This is a genomic window from Arthrobacter sp. 8AJ (genome assembly GCF_902506025.1).
Classification (GTDB): domain Bacteria; phylum Actinomycetota; class Actinomycetes; order Actinomycetales; family Micrococcaceae; genus Arthrobacter.
The window spans coordinates 362416-378730 of sequence record NZ_LR733289.1 but is presented as its reverse complement, the minus strand read 5'-3'; the positions used below and the strand labels follow the sequence as shown (position 1 = coordinate 378730).

Here is a 16315-nt window from a genome sequence, read left to right as displayed (position 1 = left end):
GCGCCAGGTTGCAATAGTTCACGGGGCTTCGTACGGCGTCATGAGTCGGTTTTTTGCGTCCCGTAACGCGCTGTGACGCGGAGTTAACGGCCGTGACCAGACGCTCGACCGGCGTCGTCACGGCTGCCTAGCATGGGCACTCAATCCAGCCCCCGCCGTCAGGAGCCCCCCATGCCAGCCACCATCCCGGCCATCGTCTTCCTTGGCGGCGGACCGCGCACGGCCGGTGTGCTGGAACGGATCGCGGCCAACCGGCCGGACGTCTTCGCGGGCCCGCTGCAGATCCATGTGGTGGAACCGCACGTCCCAGGCTCGGGCCGCATTTGGCGGTACGACCAGGACCCCGGCCTCCTGCTGAACTCCATGGCGGCGGACATCACCATGTTCACGGACGCGTCCGTGGACTGCGCCGGCCCGGCGGCACCGGGGCCGGGCCTGGCCGAATGGACCGCCGGCGTCCTGGATGCCACCATCATCGATGTTCCGGACTTCCCGCAGCAGCTGTGGGACCAGCTCCGCGCGCTGACCGGCACCACCTTCCCCACGCGCCAACTGCAGAGCCAGTACCTGGAGTGGTTCTTCCGCCGGACCGCCACATCGCTGGGCCGCAGCGTGACGGTCCACCGGACCACCGCCCTCGGCATTGCCACCGTGGATGGCGGCCACGAGGTGGAGCTGGCCAATGGCCGGACGCTGCACGCGGACATCGTCGTCACCGCCCTGGGGCACACGGACTCCCGCCCTGACGCCGCCTCCGCCGGGTACTCGGACTTCGCCGGCCGGCACGGCGGCTACCACGCTGCACCCAGCTACACCACCGACGTCGACTACTCCCCCATCGCCCCCGGGCAGGACGTGATCGTCGCCGGGATGGGCCTGGCGTTCGTTGACCTGCTGGTCCTCCTCATGGAGGGGCGCGGCGGCAGGTTCCAGGAAACGCACGACGGCGGGCTGCGCTACCTTCCGTCAGGACGGGAACCACGGCTGTGGGCAGGGTCCCGCCGCGGGGTGCCGTACCACTCCAAGATTTCCGCCTCCCTGCGCGGCCAGGCTCCGGGGCCGCTGCGGTTCTTCACCGCGGATGTCGTCCAGGAGTTGCTGCAGCAGCACGGCGAGCTGGACTTCCGGCAGCACCTCTGGCCGCTCATCGCCAAGGAAGCCGGGTATTACTACTACCGCGAACTCCTCACCGGCAGCCCGGAGCGTGCGGCCATGGAATGGGAAGTGTTTGCCGCCCGTTATGCGGAGGTGGACTGGTACAGCGGCGAACGCGCGGACCTCGTGGCGGCCGCCGTGCCGGACCCGGGCCTGCACCTGGACCTGGAAGGGCTGGACCGGCCTTTCGATGGTGTCCACTTTGCCGGCCACCAGGAACTGCAGGACGCGGTGGCCCGGTATATCGACGACGACCTGGCCCTGCGGGACAGCCCGGACCATCCGGAAACCCTGGCCCTGTTCCTGGCGCTGCTGCACGTGTATATGGAGGTGGGGCGCGTGGTACCGGTGGATCGCCTCAACGCGAAGTCCCAGCAGGCCATCCACGGCTGGTGGCATGGCTTCTTCAGCTTCGTGGACTCCGGTCCGCCGCCGCACCGCCTCCGCCAGATGCTGGCGCTGCACAGGGCCGGGCTGCTGCAGTTCCTCGGCCCGGGCCTGGAGGTATCCACCGACGACGCCAGCGGCACCTTCCGCGCCACCTCCCCGCAGTCCGGTGTTTCGGTTTCCGCCACCGCGCTGATTGAGGCGAGGCTGCCGTCCACGTCGGTGGCCCGCTCCCTCAACCCAGTGCTTTCTTCGCTGTATGACGGCGGACTGGGCTGCGAGCAGCAACTGCTGACCTCGGACGGCATCCACTCCACCGGGAAGCTGCTGGTCTCTTCCGGGCACCACCTGGTGGACTTGGAAGGCCGGCCCCAGGCCACCCTCTTCGGCGTTGGCCCCGGAACCTCCGGCTGGGGTGCCGGCGCCTTTGCCAGGCCCAACACCAACGCGGCGCCCTTCCGGGAAAACGACGCCCTGGCCCGTACCGTCCTCGGCGTTGCCCGGGACATCGCCGCCCAGGGCCCGGCGGCCCATGCGGCCACCGCGCAGGACAAAATAACTCCAGAACCAGCCGCCATCGGAAAGGGCTAGCACCATGACAGCAGAACCCGGGCTCAAGCCCCGCCCCCTCGATCCCGCCAGGCTTTCGGTCCTCAGCCTGCCCATGCACGATCCGCGGGTCCGGCCGCTCCTGGACGAGCTCGCCGTCGAATATGACACCCGCTATGGGGACCTGTTTGGGCGCACCGCTGCCGCGGACGAGCTGAACCGCTACCCCGCGGCGGAATTCGAGGAGCCGCATGGCGCGCTGCTGGTGGTGCAGGAGGACGGCGAGTCGATCGCCGGCGGCGCGTTCCGCCGCTATGACGACGCCACCGCGGAACTGAAGCGGATCTGGACACACTCAGCCCACCGTCGTCGTGGTTTAGCCCGGCTGGTCCTGGCCGAGCTCGAAGCCCTCGCCGCTGCCCGCGGCTACACCCGGCTGTACCTGACCACCGGGCCGCGTCAGCCGGAGGCCAAGCACCTATACCTCACCACGGGATACCACGCACAGTTCGACCTGGAAGCAGACCCGGAAACCATCGGATCCCTGGCGTTCACCAAGGAGCTGCCCACCGTCCCACGGGACGCATGGGCGAACTGACCGGCCGGATGCCACCCCATCACGGGCACCCGCCGCTAAGCTAGCGCCATGGCCACCAAAACCACAGCAGAGAAGCTTGCCACCATCCAGCAGGGCTACACGCTGGAAGGCGCCACCATCGAACTGGGAGCCGCCATCATCGACGGCGAACTCCACAAGGACGCGCCGGTGCGGCTGCCGCTGGCCATGATGAACCGGCACGGGCTGGTGGCCGGGGCTACCGGTACCGGCAAGACCGTCACGCTGCACATGATGGCCGAGCAGCTGTCCACGGCAGGCGTGCCCGTGTTCCTGGCCGACATCAAAGGTGACCTTTCCGGCCTGGCGACGGCCGCCGTCGGCAGCGACAAACTCAGGGCCCGCACGGACAGCATCGGCCAGGCATGGTCAGGCAAGACGTTCCCCGTGGAGTTCCTTGCCTTGGGCGGCGACGGCAACGGCGTCCCGGTCCGCGCCACCGTGACCTCGTTCGGGCCCATCCTGCTCTCCCGGATCATGGAACTGAATGACACCCAGGAGTCCAGCCTTCAGCTGGTGTTCTACTTTGCGGATAAGAACGGCCTGGAGCTGATCGACCTCAAGGACCTCCGCGCCGTCATCCAGTTCCTCACCTCGGACGAGGGCAAGGACAAGCTCGAGGAACTCGGCGGCCTGTCCAAGGCCACCGCCGGCGTGATCCTGCGCGAGATCGTGAACCTGGAAGCCCAGGGGCTGGAAAAGTTCTTCGGCGAACCGGAGTTCGACACCGCCGAACTCCTGCGAACCGCCCCCGACGGCCGCGGCGTGGTCACCTGCCTGGAACTGCCCACCCTGCAGACCAAACCCATGCTGTTTTCCACCTTCCTGATGTGGCTGCTGGCCGACCTGTTCGAGGACCTCCCCGAGGCCGGCGACCTGGACAAGCCCAAGCTGGTGTTCTTCCTCGACGAAGCCCACCTGCTGTTCAACGGCGCCAGCAAAGCCTTCCTGGACGCCATCACCACCACGGTCCGGCTGATCCGGTCCAAGGGCGTGGGCATCTTCTTCGTCACCCAGACACCCAAGGATGTCCCCGCCGATGTGCTGGGGCAACTCGCCAACCGGGTTCAGCACGCCCTGCGCGCCTTCACCCCCGAGGACGCCAAAGCCCTCAAGGCCACGGTGTCCACTTTCCCCCTCAGCGACTACGACCTCGAAGAGACGCTGACCTCGGCGGGCATCGGGGAGGCCGTCATCACCGTCATGAACGAGAAGGGTGCACCCACCCCGGTGGCCCTCACCCGGCTTCGCGCCCCGGAGTCCGTCATGGGCCCCAGCGAGGACGCCCTGGTGCGCAGCACGGTGGCGGGTTCGGCGCTGCTGGGCAAATACGGAACCGCGGTGGACAACCCGTCCGCCTACGAGAAACTCAACGGCAAGGCGGCTGCCCCCACAGGACCGGCGGCATCTGCACCTCCTGCCGGCGCGCCTGACACCGGGGCAGCTTCCGCCGGTACTTCGGGTGCTCCCGGCGCGTACGACGTTGACGCCGAGGCCCGCCGGATCGAGGAGGAGATCCTGGGCAGGCCCAGCAGCAGGCCCGCGCAGGCACCCGAACCCCAATACACTGAGCCCCAATACGACGAACCGCGGGCCTCCGAGTCCAAGCCGCGGGCCAAGGCGCCCAGGACGCGCCAGTCCCAGCCCCGCCAGCCGGAGCCGCAGCCGCAGCCGCAGCCGGGCGGCATGATGGGTGACCTTGGCGGAGTCCTCGGTGGCGCACTGGGCGGCGGGCTGAAGAGCATGGCGCGGTCCATGGGGACGCAGTTGGGCCGCGAACTGCTCCGCGGAGTGTTCGGAACCTCGTCCCGGCGCCGCCGCCGCTGAGCCCGCCACTGGTGTCCCGGGCCTCAGCCAAGGCTCCTGTCGGCCCGGATCCTGGGCGCCGCCGTCGGGCATTACGTAGGTGGTGTCCGCCGGATTAGGGGGACACCAACTTTAGAGTGCGTCCGCACTGACGTTACTGTGTAGAACGTGCAGATGAGTCAAGCGTTGGTGAGGATCGCGGCCGGATGGCTGCTGGGCCTCATGCTTGCCGTCGCCGCAGCCATTGTGGCCATCAACGTGGTGAACAATACTGTTGCCAGTCCGCAGCAGCCGGTCAGGGAATACCTGGACGCGCTCAAGAGCGGGGACGGCGGGCGTGCGTTGGGGATCCTGCGGGCCGCAGTTCCGCCCAGCAACGCCGCCATGCTGGACGGCAGCGGGTTGCAGACCGCGGCCTCCCGCGTCACCAATGTGTCCATCGGGGACCCGCAGGAACGCCCGGGGAACCAGGTGATGGTGCCCATGGAATACACCATCGACGGCAGCCGGCTGCACACTGAATTCCTGCTGCAGAAGACCGGTACCGAGTGGCTGTTCTTCAACACGTGGGCATTCGTCCCGTCGCGGCTGCCCACCGTTGATATCACCGTGGTCAACGGCAACGAGGCCGTGGTGAACGGTGTTCCGGTGAACATGCCCAACGGCCGCAATTCCTTCGCCGTGTTTTACCCCGGCGAGTATGAGGCCTCCCTGGATGGGCAGTACTTCTCGGCTCCCGCCACGCGTGCCACGGTCACCGCAAAGGACGCCCCGGTGGCGCCGCTGAACCTGCTGACCCAGGCCACGGACAAGCTGAAGAACGATGTTGCGGCCAAGGTCAGGGAATTCCTGGACGGCTGCGCGGCCGAGGCCGTGAAGGAACAGAAGCTCCAGCCGGACTGCCCCTTCTATTACGCCAGCAACAACCGGGTCCAGGACGGCACTATCCGCTGGACCGTCACCGAGTACCCGGGGGTATCGGTGGAGCCGTTCGACGGCCGGTGGGTAGTGTCGCCGCTGGACGGCAAAGCCAAGGTTGAGGCACTCCAGCAGAACGCCTTCACCGGGGCCTGGTACCCGCTGGACGCGGAGGTGGACTTCAGCTTCACCACCCGCCTGGACGTCTCCGGTGACACGGTCAAGGTCACCCCGCAGCTGAGCTTCTAGCCTGCGGCCTGTGCGGTGCGCGTCACGCAGGGCACGCTTTCAGCAAAGTCTGGTGCCACAACCCTTGATTTCGCGGGTCCCGGCCGCTTCCGGCTGTCCGAAAGCGTGCTTCGCGTGACGCCACCCTTGGACTACCGTCGCCGTCTGAGAACGGCAAGCACCTGCTGGACCATCTCGTGGGGCCGGTGCACCACGTCCGCATAGTAATACCGCAGGGCCGTGTACCCCTGGATGGCCGATTCATTGTTCCGGCGGTGATCCTTCTGGACCTGCTTCCACTCGGCATGATGCCGTCCATCCAGTTCCACCACCAGCCATCCGTCCAGCAGTAGGTCAACGTATCCAACCCTTTCCAGGTACACCTGCGCCTCCACGGAGATTCCGGCCTGCCGGAAATATGTCCGGGCCAGCGTCTCCAGGAGGGAGTCCGCCCCGGTATCCACCCAGTCGAGGACAGCCCTGGCTCTCCCGTTCCGCTTTCCAGGCAGCCGCTGGCGCAGGAAATCAACTGTCATCTCCCCGCGCGAAACCGCGGATTCCACCATGACCAAGGACTCCGCGAAGGACAGGCACCGCAGGGCATGGATCAGGACATCTGCGAGGGCGGCCACCGGCTGGAATCGGGAGGGCGGAAGCAGGAGCCCGGCGTGGTGGACCGAGCCACTAAGCACTGCCTCCTGCCGGCGGTGATGGACGTGGCGGCGTCCGTCGGAGGAAAGGGACCACAGATCGTAGGCAGCCGCAGCGCTTGAACAGGTCAGCAACTCGCGGTTTCGCAGCACGGCAACCAGGTCCGGAGGCGCCGTCGGAAGCGCGTAAAGCCCCCGGTCGGGCTGCAGCACTCCTGCCCGCATTGCCCGACGGAGGGCGGCGTCATCCACACCCAGCCGGGCAAGGGCAGGCCTCCGCGCCGCTCCGCCGCAAACTTCCAGGGCTTTGAGGACATCCATGCGGCAATGCTGGCCGCTACGGTGCCCGTGCTGACAGCGTGCTCCGGCGGCATGTGGATATCGGCGGTATTGGGGGCGTCACGCAGAGCACGCTTTCGGGGACGCCACGGGATCCGACGCCCGGTTTTCCGGGGTTGCCGGTAGCCAGCAGAGGCAAAAGGCTGCTTCCCGTGACGCGAGGCCATGGGAAGCAGCCAGTTAGGCAGGACCTTCGCCGGGTCAGTCCATCCCGCGCAGGTCCAGGACCAGTTCGGTGTCGCCGTCGGCCTGCAGGACCACGGGGATGCCCCAGTCCTGCTGGTACAGGTGGCACGCGGCGTGGTCCGGGATCTCGCCGTCCTCTGTTTCGGGGCCGTCGCAGGCCGCGGCGCGCGCGGTAATGTGCAGCACGCCCTCGGGAACGTCCGGGGACAGCTCCAGGGTGCGGAGGAGGCCCACGGAGGTCCCGCCACCGGACACCAGCAGCTCCGGCGGCGTGGAGGAGATCTTCAGCTGCGTGGGATCGCCCCAACGGTCGTCGAGCTTCTGCCCGGTGGGAGCCGTGAAGCGGACGGTCAGGTCCAGCGTACCGGGCGCAACGGGACTCTTGGGCCGGTGGGTCTGGGACGCACCCTCATCCACCTGCTGCGCTTCCTTGGGGATGGGCACGTACACCAGCTGGTGCTTGTTGGCCTCGACCACCACCAGGAGGGGCTCGGAGCCGGCGGACTGGGTGTGGTCCACAATCACGTCGGACGGCTCGGCAAGCCCGCGGGCCAGCGTGGACACGGTGCCGGTCGCGGGGTCGTAGCGGCGTACGGCTCCGTTGTAGGTGTCCGCGATCGCCACCGAGCCGTCGGGCAGGACGGTCACACCGAGCGGGTGCTGCAGGCGGGCTTCAGCGGCGGGGCCGTCGCGGAAGCCGAAGTCGAACAGGCCCTTGCCCACGGCGGACTCCACGGTGATGGACGCATCGTCGGCAATGACCAGCTTGCGGAGCGCCGAGGTTTCGGAATCCGCCACCCAGATGTTGCCGTCCGCATCGTCGGCAATGACCAGCTTGCGGAGCGCCGAGGTTTCGGAATCCGCCACCCAGATGTTGCCGTCCGCATCCTCGGCCAGGCCGGAGGACTGGGCGAACCAGGACTCGTGGGCGGGACCGTCGAGGAGCCCTTCCAGGCCGTTGCCGGCGATGATCGAGACGGCGCCGGTGACGGGGTCGAAGCTGAAGATCTGGTGCGTGCCGGCCATGGCCACCACCACCGCATTGAGCTTGCGCGACCACACAACATCCCACGGCGAGCTCAGCGCCACATCCAGCGGGTCAGTGCCCAGGGAGCCGCTAAAGCCTGCGCCGTCCTCGTCCACACGCGCCGGGCCGGTTTCCAGCAGTCGCTGGATACCGTTGCCGGCCAGGGTGGAGGCCTTGCCGTCCGTGAGGGACAGTCCACGCAGGCGGTGGTTGACCGAGTCGGCAATCACGACGTCGTAGCCCGCCTTGGCTGCCACGTCTTCCGGGAGAAGGACCAAGCCCTGGGGCTCGTTGAACTGTGCGCTGGCGGTGTCCCCGGCGGCGGGTCCGTCAGCGTAGCCCTTGGTGCCCGAGCCGAAGGTGGCCAGGACTGTTTCGAAGTCCGTGCCGAGTTCCACCAGGCGGTGGTGGCCGGTGTCGGTGACCAGCCAGGAACCCTTCTCCGCAGCAACGGAAGCCGCTGCACCTGCGGGCGTGCCGCCGTCGGCCGTTCCAGCCGTGGACCCGCGTCCCGGAGGGAGGAAGAGTGCCTTGCCGGGGAAGCGCAGGGTGCCGGACGTTGCCTCGGGTGCCACGTACGGGCCGGAGCCGCGGTGCAGGGTGCCCTTGGCCTCGTGCTCGGCGATCAGTTCGGGGATCAGCACCGCGAGTCCGTCCGCGTGGCCTTCGCCGGAAAGGTGCGCCACGATGTAGCCCTCAGGGTCGATGACCACCAGGGTGGGCCAGGCACGGGCGGTGTAGGCCTTCCAGGTGTCCAGCTCGGGGTCGTCCAGGACCGGGTGGTGGATCTCGTAGCGCTCCACGGCTGCCGCCAGCGCCACCGGGTCCGCCTCGTGCTCGAACTTGGGCGAGTGGACTCCCACGGTGACCAGCACGTCCGAGTACTGCTGCTCGAGTGGCCGCAGCTCATCAAGGACGTGCAGGCAGTTGATGCAGCAGAAGGTCCAGAAGTCGAGCAGCACGATCTTGCCGCGCAGGGCTTCGAGGTCCAGGGACTTGCCACCGGTGTTCAACCAGTTGCGGCCCACCAGTTCGGAGGCCCGGACCCGGGCATGGGTGCGTACGGTTTCGCTCATCAGCGTCCTTCCAGCTTGTTGCGTTCAGCCAGCTTGGCGTCGCGTTCGGCCAATTTGGCAAACATATCGTTGTAAGCGGTCAGATCGGCGTCGTTATTCCTGTCCGCCGCGCGGTCCACCCGTTTGGTCTCCCGCTGGTCCGACCTGGACCACATGACGGCGACGCCGATCGCCACCAGCAGCGTGGGCACCTCGCCGATGCCCCAGGCAACCGCGCCGCCGGCCTGCTGGTCCAACAGGGCCGACGGCCCCCAGGTACGGCCCAGGTTGCCGAAGTAGTCCGCTGCCATCAGGCCGGTGCCGCCCATGATGGACACACCGAAGAAGGCGTGGAAGCCCATGGTGGCCAGGAGGAGCAGCAGCCGCATGGGGTACGGGGCCCGGCGCGGCAGCGGGTCCGTACCGATCATGCTCAGCACGAAGATGTATCCGGTGAGCAGGAAGTGCAGGTTCATCAGTTCGTGGCCGACGTGCTCGCGCATGGCGAAGCCGAAAAGGTCCGAGTAGTAGAACAGGATGATGGAGCCGGCAAAGTTGGCAGCCGCGAACAGCGGGTGGGTGACCAGCTGCGAGAACTTCGAGTGGACGAAGACCAGCAGCCACTCGCGGGAGCCGCGGGAGCCGTCGCCGCGGGCGGGCAGGGCACGCAGGGCCAGGGTCACCGGCGCGCCCAGCACCAGGAAGATCGGGGCCACCATGGTCAGCGCCATATGGTCCACCATGTGCGCGGAGAACAGGATGCGGCCATAGACCGACGGCGGCCCGGACGTGATGTATGTCAGCACCACCAGGCCGATGACCCAGTTCACGGACCGGAACCACTGCCAGGAGTCTCCGCGCCGGCGGACCTTGGCAACGCCCAGGAAGTAGGTGACCAGGCCGAAGAGGGCCACGCCCACCCAGATCCAGTCCAGGCGCCACTCAGTGAGCCAGCGTTCCGGCGTGAGCTCAGGCGGCAGCTCGTAGCCGCTGAGGATGAAGGCCGGTGAGGCGTTGGGCGCCAGTTCCGTTGGCTGTGGCGGGGCTGAACGGCCCAGGGCCACGGCGATGCCGGACGTGGCGCCCATGATCAGCAGCTCCGCGAGGACCAGTTGCCACAGCACCCGTCGTGAGGACATGGTGGCTCCCTTGCGGCCCAGCTGCGGGATGACCCACTGCCGGTGCATGAAGCCGATGCCGCCGAGGACCACTGCCGCTGCCGTCTTGGCCAGGATCAGCTGCCCGTAGGCGGAGCCGAAGAGATCCGGCCAGCTGGTCACGCGGATGCTGGCGTTGATGATTCCGGAAGCGAAGACCAGGGCGAAAGCGAAGCCGGCCAGGGTGGAGAAACGGCGCAGCGTGGGCTCGGTGATGTCTGCTGCTGCCCCGGGTTTGCTGCCTGTCAGAATGCCGGACAGCAGGGCGAGGATGATGATGCCGCCCACCCAGGTGCTGACCCCCACCAGGTGCAGGCCGAGGGAGTTGATGGCGCCCTCATGGTCCGACGAGCTGGAGGAGTGGCCGATCAGGGCCGTAGGCACCAGGCCGATGAGCGCCAGGATGAGGGTCAGGGCCAGGCCGCCGAGGGACCGCACGCCGAACAGGGCGGTTGTCACCACTGCGGCAATGATGGTGACGGCGAGCCAGGCCCGGCCCGTATCGATGTCCGTCATGAAATAGACTAGGGCCTGCGTGAAGGCGGGGTCGCCGGACAGCCCCTGACCGGCCACGTCGGCGTAGGTGAGCACCAGGACCGCGATGGCGGACAAGGTCCACACTGCGCCCGCAGCGGCAGCCACAGCCAGCGCGCGGGTGAACGCGGGATGTTCGGGCGCCCCGCTGCCGGCGGGAGTCTCCCGGTCCCGGCCACGTGCGTTTAGGTTCTTCGGGAGGATGCCGACGGCGAAGATCAGGCCGCCAATAACAGTCGCCAGGGACACGTTGTGGATGGCCTTGCTGATGGGCAGCCCCCAGCGGACCAGGGCTCCCGGGTCGGCGACGCTGCGGGCCGCTGCTGCACCGGAGAAGATCAGTGCTGCTGCGAGGCCCAGGAAGAGAGCCGCCAGGCCTGCCAGCTGCCAGGGCACCGGGATCCCCCGGTTTCCGGCGTCCCGGACCGCAGCTCCCTTGCCAGGATTGGTCTGGGGCGGGGTGGAACGTGGTTTTGCGGCGGAAGACACCATTCCATTGTCCGCTACGCCTGGCCGGGCGGCGAATCCGGGTTAAACGCCAAGGAGCGGCAACCCGTGGGGTTGCCGCTCCTGTTCCAGCCGGCTGCATGCCGGCCGGGAATAAGCTCTACTTCTTGGAGACTGCAGCCTTCAGCTTGGAGCCGGCGGTCAGCTTGACGCTGTGGCCTGCTGCAATCTGGATTGTTTCGCCGGTCTGCGGGTTGCGGCCGGTGCGGGCTGCACGGTCGGTACGCTCGACGGCGAGCCAGCCCGGGATGGTGATCTTCTCGCCGGCGGCGACAGAAGTCTCGAAAACCTCGAACAGTGCGTCGAGGACGGAGTTGACGGCAGCCTGGCTGGTGCCGGCCTTGCCAGCTACCTCTGCAACAAGTTCACTACGGTTCTTAGCCATTGATGTCCTCCTGGACGGTTCTGATTCTGGAGCCTGCACACGGCATGCGCGCAGGCCACTGTTCGAAAACTTACCAGCTTGGGCGGTTCCGGGCGGCAAATTCCGCGTGTTTCCGCCATTTTTTGAGGTTAATCACCGATTCTTCGGGCCTTTTCACCCTCCTCAACCCATCACGGGCATGCCGCAGCACCGCGGGCCACGCTTGGCTGACAGGTACGTACGACGGCGGCCGGCACGTCCCAGCCACCGCCCGCCAGGATGCATGGCCAGAAGGCCCGCGGCGTGCGGTGTTTTGTTTGTTAAATGTGGGAGGCCCCAACCGTGTGTGGTTGGGGCCTCGACCATTAATAGTTGTTCCGGCGGTGACCTACTCTCCCACACCCTCCCGGGTGCAGTACCATCGGCGCTGTGGGTCTTAGCTTCCGGGTTCGGAATGGGACCGGGCGTTTCCCCCACGCTATGACCGCCGTAACCCTTGTACCCGAACCCCTTGGGGGGTGGGAAATCTGTGGTTACAACATGTGGTGTTGTATGTAGTTGTGTTGGTTCCTACCAGTACCGCCCGTGTTGCAGGGTTGTTGGTTGGGAACCACATAGTGGACGCAAGCAGAATGTGTATGTTTCTGTGTGGTGTAAGTTATTGGCCTATTAGTACCGGTCAGCTTCACGAGTCGTTAGTCCTCGCTTCCACATCCGGCCTATCAACCCAGTGGTCTGGCTGGGGGCCTCTCACACAATAATGTGTATGGGCGGGAGCCGGAGTGGCCGCCGGGATTGGCGCCTGCGGCGGAGCGAGGGCGACGTCGGCCGCATCCGGCGCAGAGCTTGCCGAACCGGCCGCGGTGGCGGGGACCGTCGCGGTCGCCCCGGGTGAAGGGGCCGCGGATCCAGACACGGCCTGCCCAGACCCCACCCCGGGCGTGCAGCCGGCAAGAAAGGCCATCACGGCAATCAGCCAGGCCAGAAGCCGGAGGCGGGCAGCGGTCATGATCGCTCCAGTCCATTCATGTTGAGCGGGCGTACCTGCTACCAGTCTCCTGCCCGCGCCTCCCCTTGACTACCCCACCCCACCTTCCCTACACTTTTCATAAAGCAGAATCTAAATTCCACAAAGCGGAAACGGTGAAGATGCCGGCAGCAAGGGAAGATAGATCAAAGCCCCTCCTCGGAAGGACCTACGATGACGTACACAGTGAACTGCTCCATCCTCCTCACGGAGCTTCCCCTGCTCGAGCGCCCCGCCGCGGCCAAAGCAGCAGGCTTCGACGCCGTTGAGTTCTGGTGGCCCTTCGAAACCTCGGTCCCGGCGGACAGCGAGATCACCAGGTTCGAGAACGCCATCACGGACGCCGGGGTGCAGCTCACGGGGCTGAACTTCAACGCCGGCAACATGCCCGGTGGTGACCGCGGCCTGGTGTCCTGGAAGGGACGCTGCTCCGAGTTCAAGGACAACATCGACGTCGTGGCAGGTATCGGCGGGCGCCTGGGCTGCAAGGCCTTTAACGCCCTCTACGGCAACCGGCAGGACGACTTCACGCCCGAAGAGCAGGATGAACTCGCCGTCAAGAACCTGGCGGCAGCAGCCGATGGCGTCGCCCGCATCGGCGGCACCGTCCTCCTCGAACCCGTCAGCGGTGCACCCAAGTACCCGCTCCTCACCGCCGACGACGCACTCAAGGTCATCGCCCGCGTCAAGGAGGAAGCCGGCGTCGGGAACATCAAGCTCCTCGCCGACTTCTACCACTTGGCAGTCAACGGCGACGACGTCCAGGCAGTCATCGAAAACCATGCCAGGGACTTCGGCCACATCCAGATCGCCGACAACCCCGGCCGCGGCGCCCCCGGCACCGGCACCCTTCCGCTCGGCGAATGGATCGCCCGCAGCCGCGAACTCGGTTACGAGGGCTACATCGGCCTCGAGTACAAGGAACCGCAGGAAACGGCCTTCAGCTGGGCCATCCGCGAGCACGCCAGCAACTAGTACCCACACAGACTTTCCAGAAAGAGAACCATCATGAGCAACGTTGCAGTCATCGGACTCGGAATCATGGGCTTGCCCATGGCCATCAACCTGGTCAAGGCCGGCCACACTGTCACCGGATTCAACCGCAGCCAGGACAAGATCGACAAGCTGGTCTCCGAGGGCGGCAAGGGCGCCTCGAGCATCGCGGACGCCGTCAAGGACGCCGACGTCGTCATCACCATGGTGCCGGACTCCCCCGACGTTGAGGGCGTGGTCAGCGGCAAGGACGGCGTCTTCGCCAACGCGAAGCAGGGCGCGCTGTGGATCGACGCCTCCAGCATCCGCCCGGACGTGGCCAAGCGCCTGTCCGACGAAGCCCGCGAAGCAGGCATCCGCCCCCTCGACGCCCCTGTCTCCGGCGGCGAACAGGGCGCCATCGACGCCGTCCTGTCCATCATGGTGGGCGGCGACAAGGCAGACTTCGACGACGCCCAGGACGTCCTGAACGCGGTCGGCAAAACCATCGTCCACGTCGGCCCCTCCGGCTCCGGCCAGACCGTCAAAGCGGCCAACCAGCTGATCGTGGCCGTCAACATTGAAGTCCTCGGCGAGGCCATCGCCTTCCTTGAGGCTTACGGCGTGGACACCGACGCCGCCCTCAAGGTCCTCGGCGGCGGCCTGGCCGGCTCCAAGGTCCTGGACCAGAAGGGCCAGAAGATGCTGGACCGCAACTTCGACCCCGGCTTCCGGCTCGCCCTGCACCACAAGGACCTGGGCATCGTCACCGCGGCCGCCCGCGAAGCGAACGTCGCCATCCCCCTCGGCGCAGTCGCCGCCCAGCTCGTCGCCGCCACCGTCAACCAGGGTGACGGCGCACTGGACCACTCCGGACTCTTCAAGCAGGTCCTGCAGCTCAGCGGCAGGAAGTAGCCACTCCCGGCGCAGCCGGGACAAAAGCGCGGAACAAGCACCTCAGCAGGGAACCCGCCGTCGTACACGAAGCGACGGCGGTCCCTCCAGCACACCCAAAAACAGACTTTCAAGCTTTCAAGGAGCACCCCATGAGCAAGATGCGTACCGTTGATGCAGCGGTGGCCATCCTGGAAAAGGAAGGCGCCATCGAGGCGTTCGGCCTGCCAGGCGCCGCCATCAACCCCTTCTACTCCGCAATGCGCGCCCACGGCGGCATCCGCCACACCCTGGCCCGCCACGTTGAAGGTGCCAGCCACATGGCCGATGGCTTCAGCCGCGCCAAGGACGGCAACATCGGCATCTGCATCGGCACCTCCGGCCCCGCCGGCACCGACATGATCACCGGCCTGTACGCCGCCTGGGCAGACTCCATCCCCATGCTCTGCATCACCGGCCAGGCCCCCGTGGCCAAGCTGCACAAGGAGGACTTCCAGGCCGTGGACATCGAGTCCATTGCCAAGCCCGTCACCAAGATGGCCATGACCATCCTGGAACCGGGCCAGGTTCCCGGCGCCTTCCAGAAGGCCTTCCAGCTGATGCGCTCCGGCCGCCCCGGCCCGGTGCTGCTGGACCTGCCCATCGACGTGCAGATGGCAGAAATCGAATTCGACATCGACACCTACGAGCCACTCCCCGTTGAGAAGCCCAAGGCCTCCCGCAAGCAGCTGGAAAAGGCCCTGGACATGCTGCTCGCCGCCAAGCACCCGCTGATCGTGGCCGGCGGCGGCATCATCAACGCCGGCGCCTCCGCGGAGCTGGTGGAGCTGGCCGAAACCCTGAACGTTCCGATCATCCCCACCCTGATGGGCTGGGGCACCATCCCGGATGACCACCAGCTCATGGCCGGCATGGTGGGCCTGCAGACCAGCCACCGCTACGGCAACGAGAACTACCTGCGGAGCGACTTCGTGATCGGCATCGGCAACCGCTGGGCCAACCGCCACACCGGCGGCCTGGAAACCTACACGGCAGGCCGGAAGTTCGTGCACATCGACATCGAGCCCACGCAGATCGGCCGCGTGTTCTCGCCGGACCTGGGCATCGCGTCCGACGCCGGCGCGGCGCTGGCAGGGCTGGTTGAGCTCGCCAAGGAGCGGGCTGCGGCCGGGTCCCTGCCGGACTACAGCGCCTGGGTTGCCGAGTGCCTGGACCGGAAGGCCTCCCTGCACCGCAAGACGCACTTCGAGAACATCCCCATCAAGCCGCAGCGCGTGTACGAGGAGATGAACAAGTCCTTCGGCCGCGACACCACCTACGTTTCCACCATCGGCCTGTCCCAGATCGCCGGCGCGCAGATGCTGCACGTCTTCGGCCCGCGCAAGTGGATCAACGCCGGCCAGGCAGGCCCCCTGGGCTGGACCGCCCCGGCTGCCCTCGGCGTCGCCCGCTCCAACCCGGACCAGACCGTGGTGGCCCTCTCCGGCGACTACGACTTCCAGTTCATGATCGAGGAACTGGCCGTGGGCGCGCAGTTCAACCTGCCGTACATCCACGTGGTGGTGAACAATTCCTACCTGGGCCTGATCCGGCAGTCGCAGCGCGGCTTCAACATGGAACAGAACGTGTCCCTGGCGTTCGAGAACATCAACAGCTCCCACCTGTCCGAGGACACCCGCGGCTACGGCGTGGACCACCTGAAGGTGGCCGAGGGCCTGGGCTGCAAGGCCGTCCGCGTGGAGGACCCCAGCGACCTCGCTGCCGCGTTCGACAAGGCCAAGGCCCTGATGGGTGAGTTCCGGGTTCCCGTGGTGGTGGAGGTGATCCTGGAGAAGGTCACCAACATCTCCATGGGCGTGGAAATCAACGCCGTGAACGAGTTCGAGGAACTGGCGGAATCCGCCGCCGACGCTCCCACCGCCATCCTGGCACTGCAGGCTTAAC

At 67.0% G+C, this 16315-nt stretch carries 11 protein-coding genes and 1 rRNA gene; 7 read left to right on the top strand and 5 right to left on the bottom strand.

Features of this window, described 5'->3' with window-relative positions; all coding sequences use genetic code 11:
* Nucleotides 1–171 precede the first annotated feature (171 nt).
* The 4 genes from BACI349Y_RS01775 (at nucleotide 172) to BACI349Y_RS01760 (ending at nucleotide 5680) form a co-directional block, all read left to right on the top strand.
* Complete coding sequence (locus BACI349Y_RS01775; protein ID WP_159629913.1) at nucleotides 172–2133, top strand: FAD/NAD(P)-binding protein; 1962 nt, start codon at nucleotides 172–174, stop codon at nucleotides 2131–2133.
* Between the two features lie 4 nt (nucleotides 2134–2137).
* Entirely contained in the window at nucleotides 2138–2689 is a 552-nt protein-coding gene (locus tag BACI349Y_RS01770; RefSeq protein WP_159629911.1) for a GNAT family N-acetyltransferase, read from the top strand.
* A 48-nt stretch (nucleotides 2690–2737) separates the two neighbouring features.
* A complete protein-coding gene (locus BACI349Y_RS01765; RefSeq protein WP_159629909.1) occupies nucleotides 2738–4534 on the top strand; it encodes a helicase HerA-like domain-containing protein in 1797 nt (598 codons plus the stop codon).
* Between the two features lie 153 nt (nucleotides 4535–4687).
* Complete coding sequence (locus tag BACI349Y_RS01760; RefSeq protein ID WP_201302372.1) at nucleotides 4688–5680, top strand: hypothetical protein; 993 nt, start codon at nucleotides 4688–4690, stop codon at nucleotides 5678–5680.
* Between the two features lie 131 nt (nucleotides 5681–5811).
* Here BACI349Y_RS01760 and BACI349Y_RS01755 read toward each other — a convergent pair whose 3' ends face one another.
* The 5 genes from BACI349Y_RS01755 to rrf form a co-directional block, all read right to left on the bottom strand.
* Nucleotides 5812–6630, bottom strand: a complete 819-nt coding sequence (locus BACI349Y_RS01755; protein ID WP_159629907.1) for an endonuclease domain-containing protein — start codon at nucleotides 6628–6630, stop codon at nucleotides 5812–5814.
* Between the two features lie 219 nt (nucleotides 6631–6849).
* The gene (locus BACI349Y_RS01750) at nucleotides 6850–8937 is read right to left on the bottom strand and encodes an NHL domain-containing thioredoxin family protein (protein ID WP_159629905.1); all 2088 of its coding nucleotides are present in this window, start codon (nucleotides 8935–8937) and stop codon (nucleotides 6850–6852) included.
* Nucleotides 8937–11099 (bottom strand): cytochrome c oxidase assembly protein, encoded by a 2163-nt coding sequence (locus BACI349Y_RS01745; protein ID WP_159629903.1) that lies wholly within the window; start codon nucleotides 11097–11099, stop codon nucleotides 8937–8939. The genes BACI349Y_RS01750 and BACI349Y_RS01745 overlap by 1 nt, the downstream gene beginning before the upstream one ends.
* 115 nt (nucleotides 11100–11214) lie before the next feature.
* The gene (locus BACI349Y_RS01740; protein ID WP_011693739.1) at nucleotides 11215–11499 is read right to left on the bottom strand and encodes an HU family DNA-binding protein; all 285 of its coding nucleotides are present in this window, start codon (nucleotides 11497–11499) and stop codon (nucleotides 11215–11217) included.
* Nucleotides 11500–11853: 354 nt separating this feature from the next.
* A 5S ribosomal RNA gene (gene rrf / locus BACI349Y_RS01735) occupies nucleotides 11854–11970 on the bottom strand.
* A 709-nt stretch (nucleotides 11971–12679) separates the two neighbouring features.
* Here rrf and BACI349Y_RS01730 point away from each other — a divergent pair.
* The 3 genes from BACI349Y_RS01730 to gcl all read left to right on the top strand — a co-directional run bounded on the left by BACI349Y_RS01730 (nucleotide 12680) and on the right by gcl (nucleotide 16314).
* Nucleotides 12680–13480 carry a hydroxypyruvate isomerase family protein gene (locus tag BACI349Y_RS01730; protein ID WP_159629901.1) on the top strand — a complete coding sequence of 267 codons (801 nt, stop codon included), beginning with the start codon at nucleotides 12680–12682 and terminating at the stop codon, nucleotides 13478–13480.
* Between the two features lie 33 nt (nucleotides 13481–13513).
* Nucleotides 13514–14392 (top strand): 2-hydroxy-3-oxopropionate reductase, encoded by an 879-nt coding sequence (locus tag BACI349Y_RS01725; protein WP_159629899.1) that lies wholly within the window; start codon nucleotides 13514–13516, stop codon nucleotides 14390–14392.
* Between the two features lie 131 nt (nucleotides 14393–14523).
* A complete protein-coding gene (gene gcl, locus BACI349Y_RS01720) occupies nucleotides 14524–16314 on the top strand; it encodes a glyoxylate carboligase (protein WP_159629897.1) in 1791 nt (596 codons plus the stop codon).
* Nucleotide 16315 lies beyond the last annotated feature (1 nt).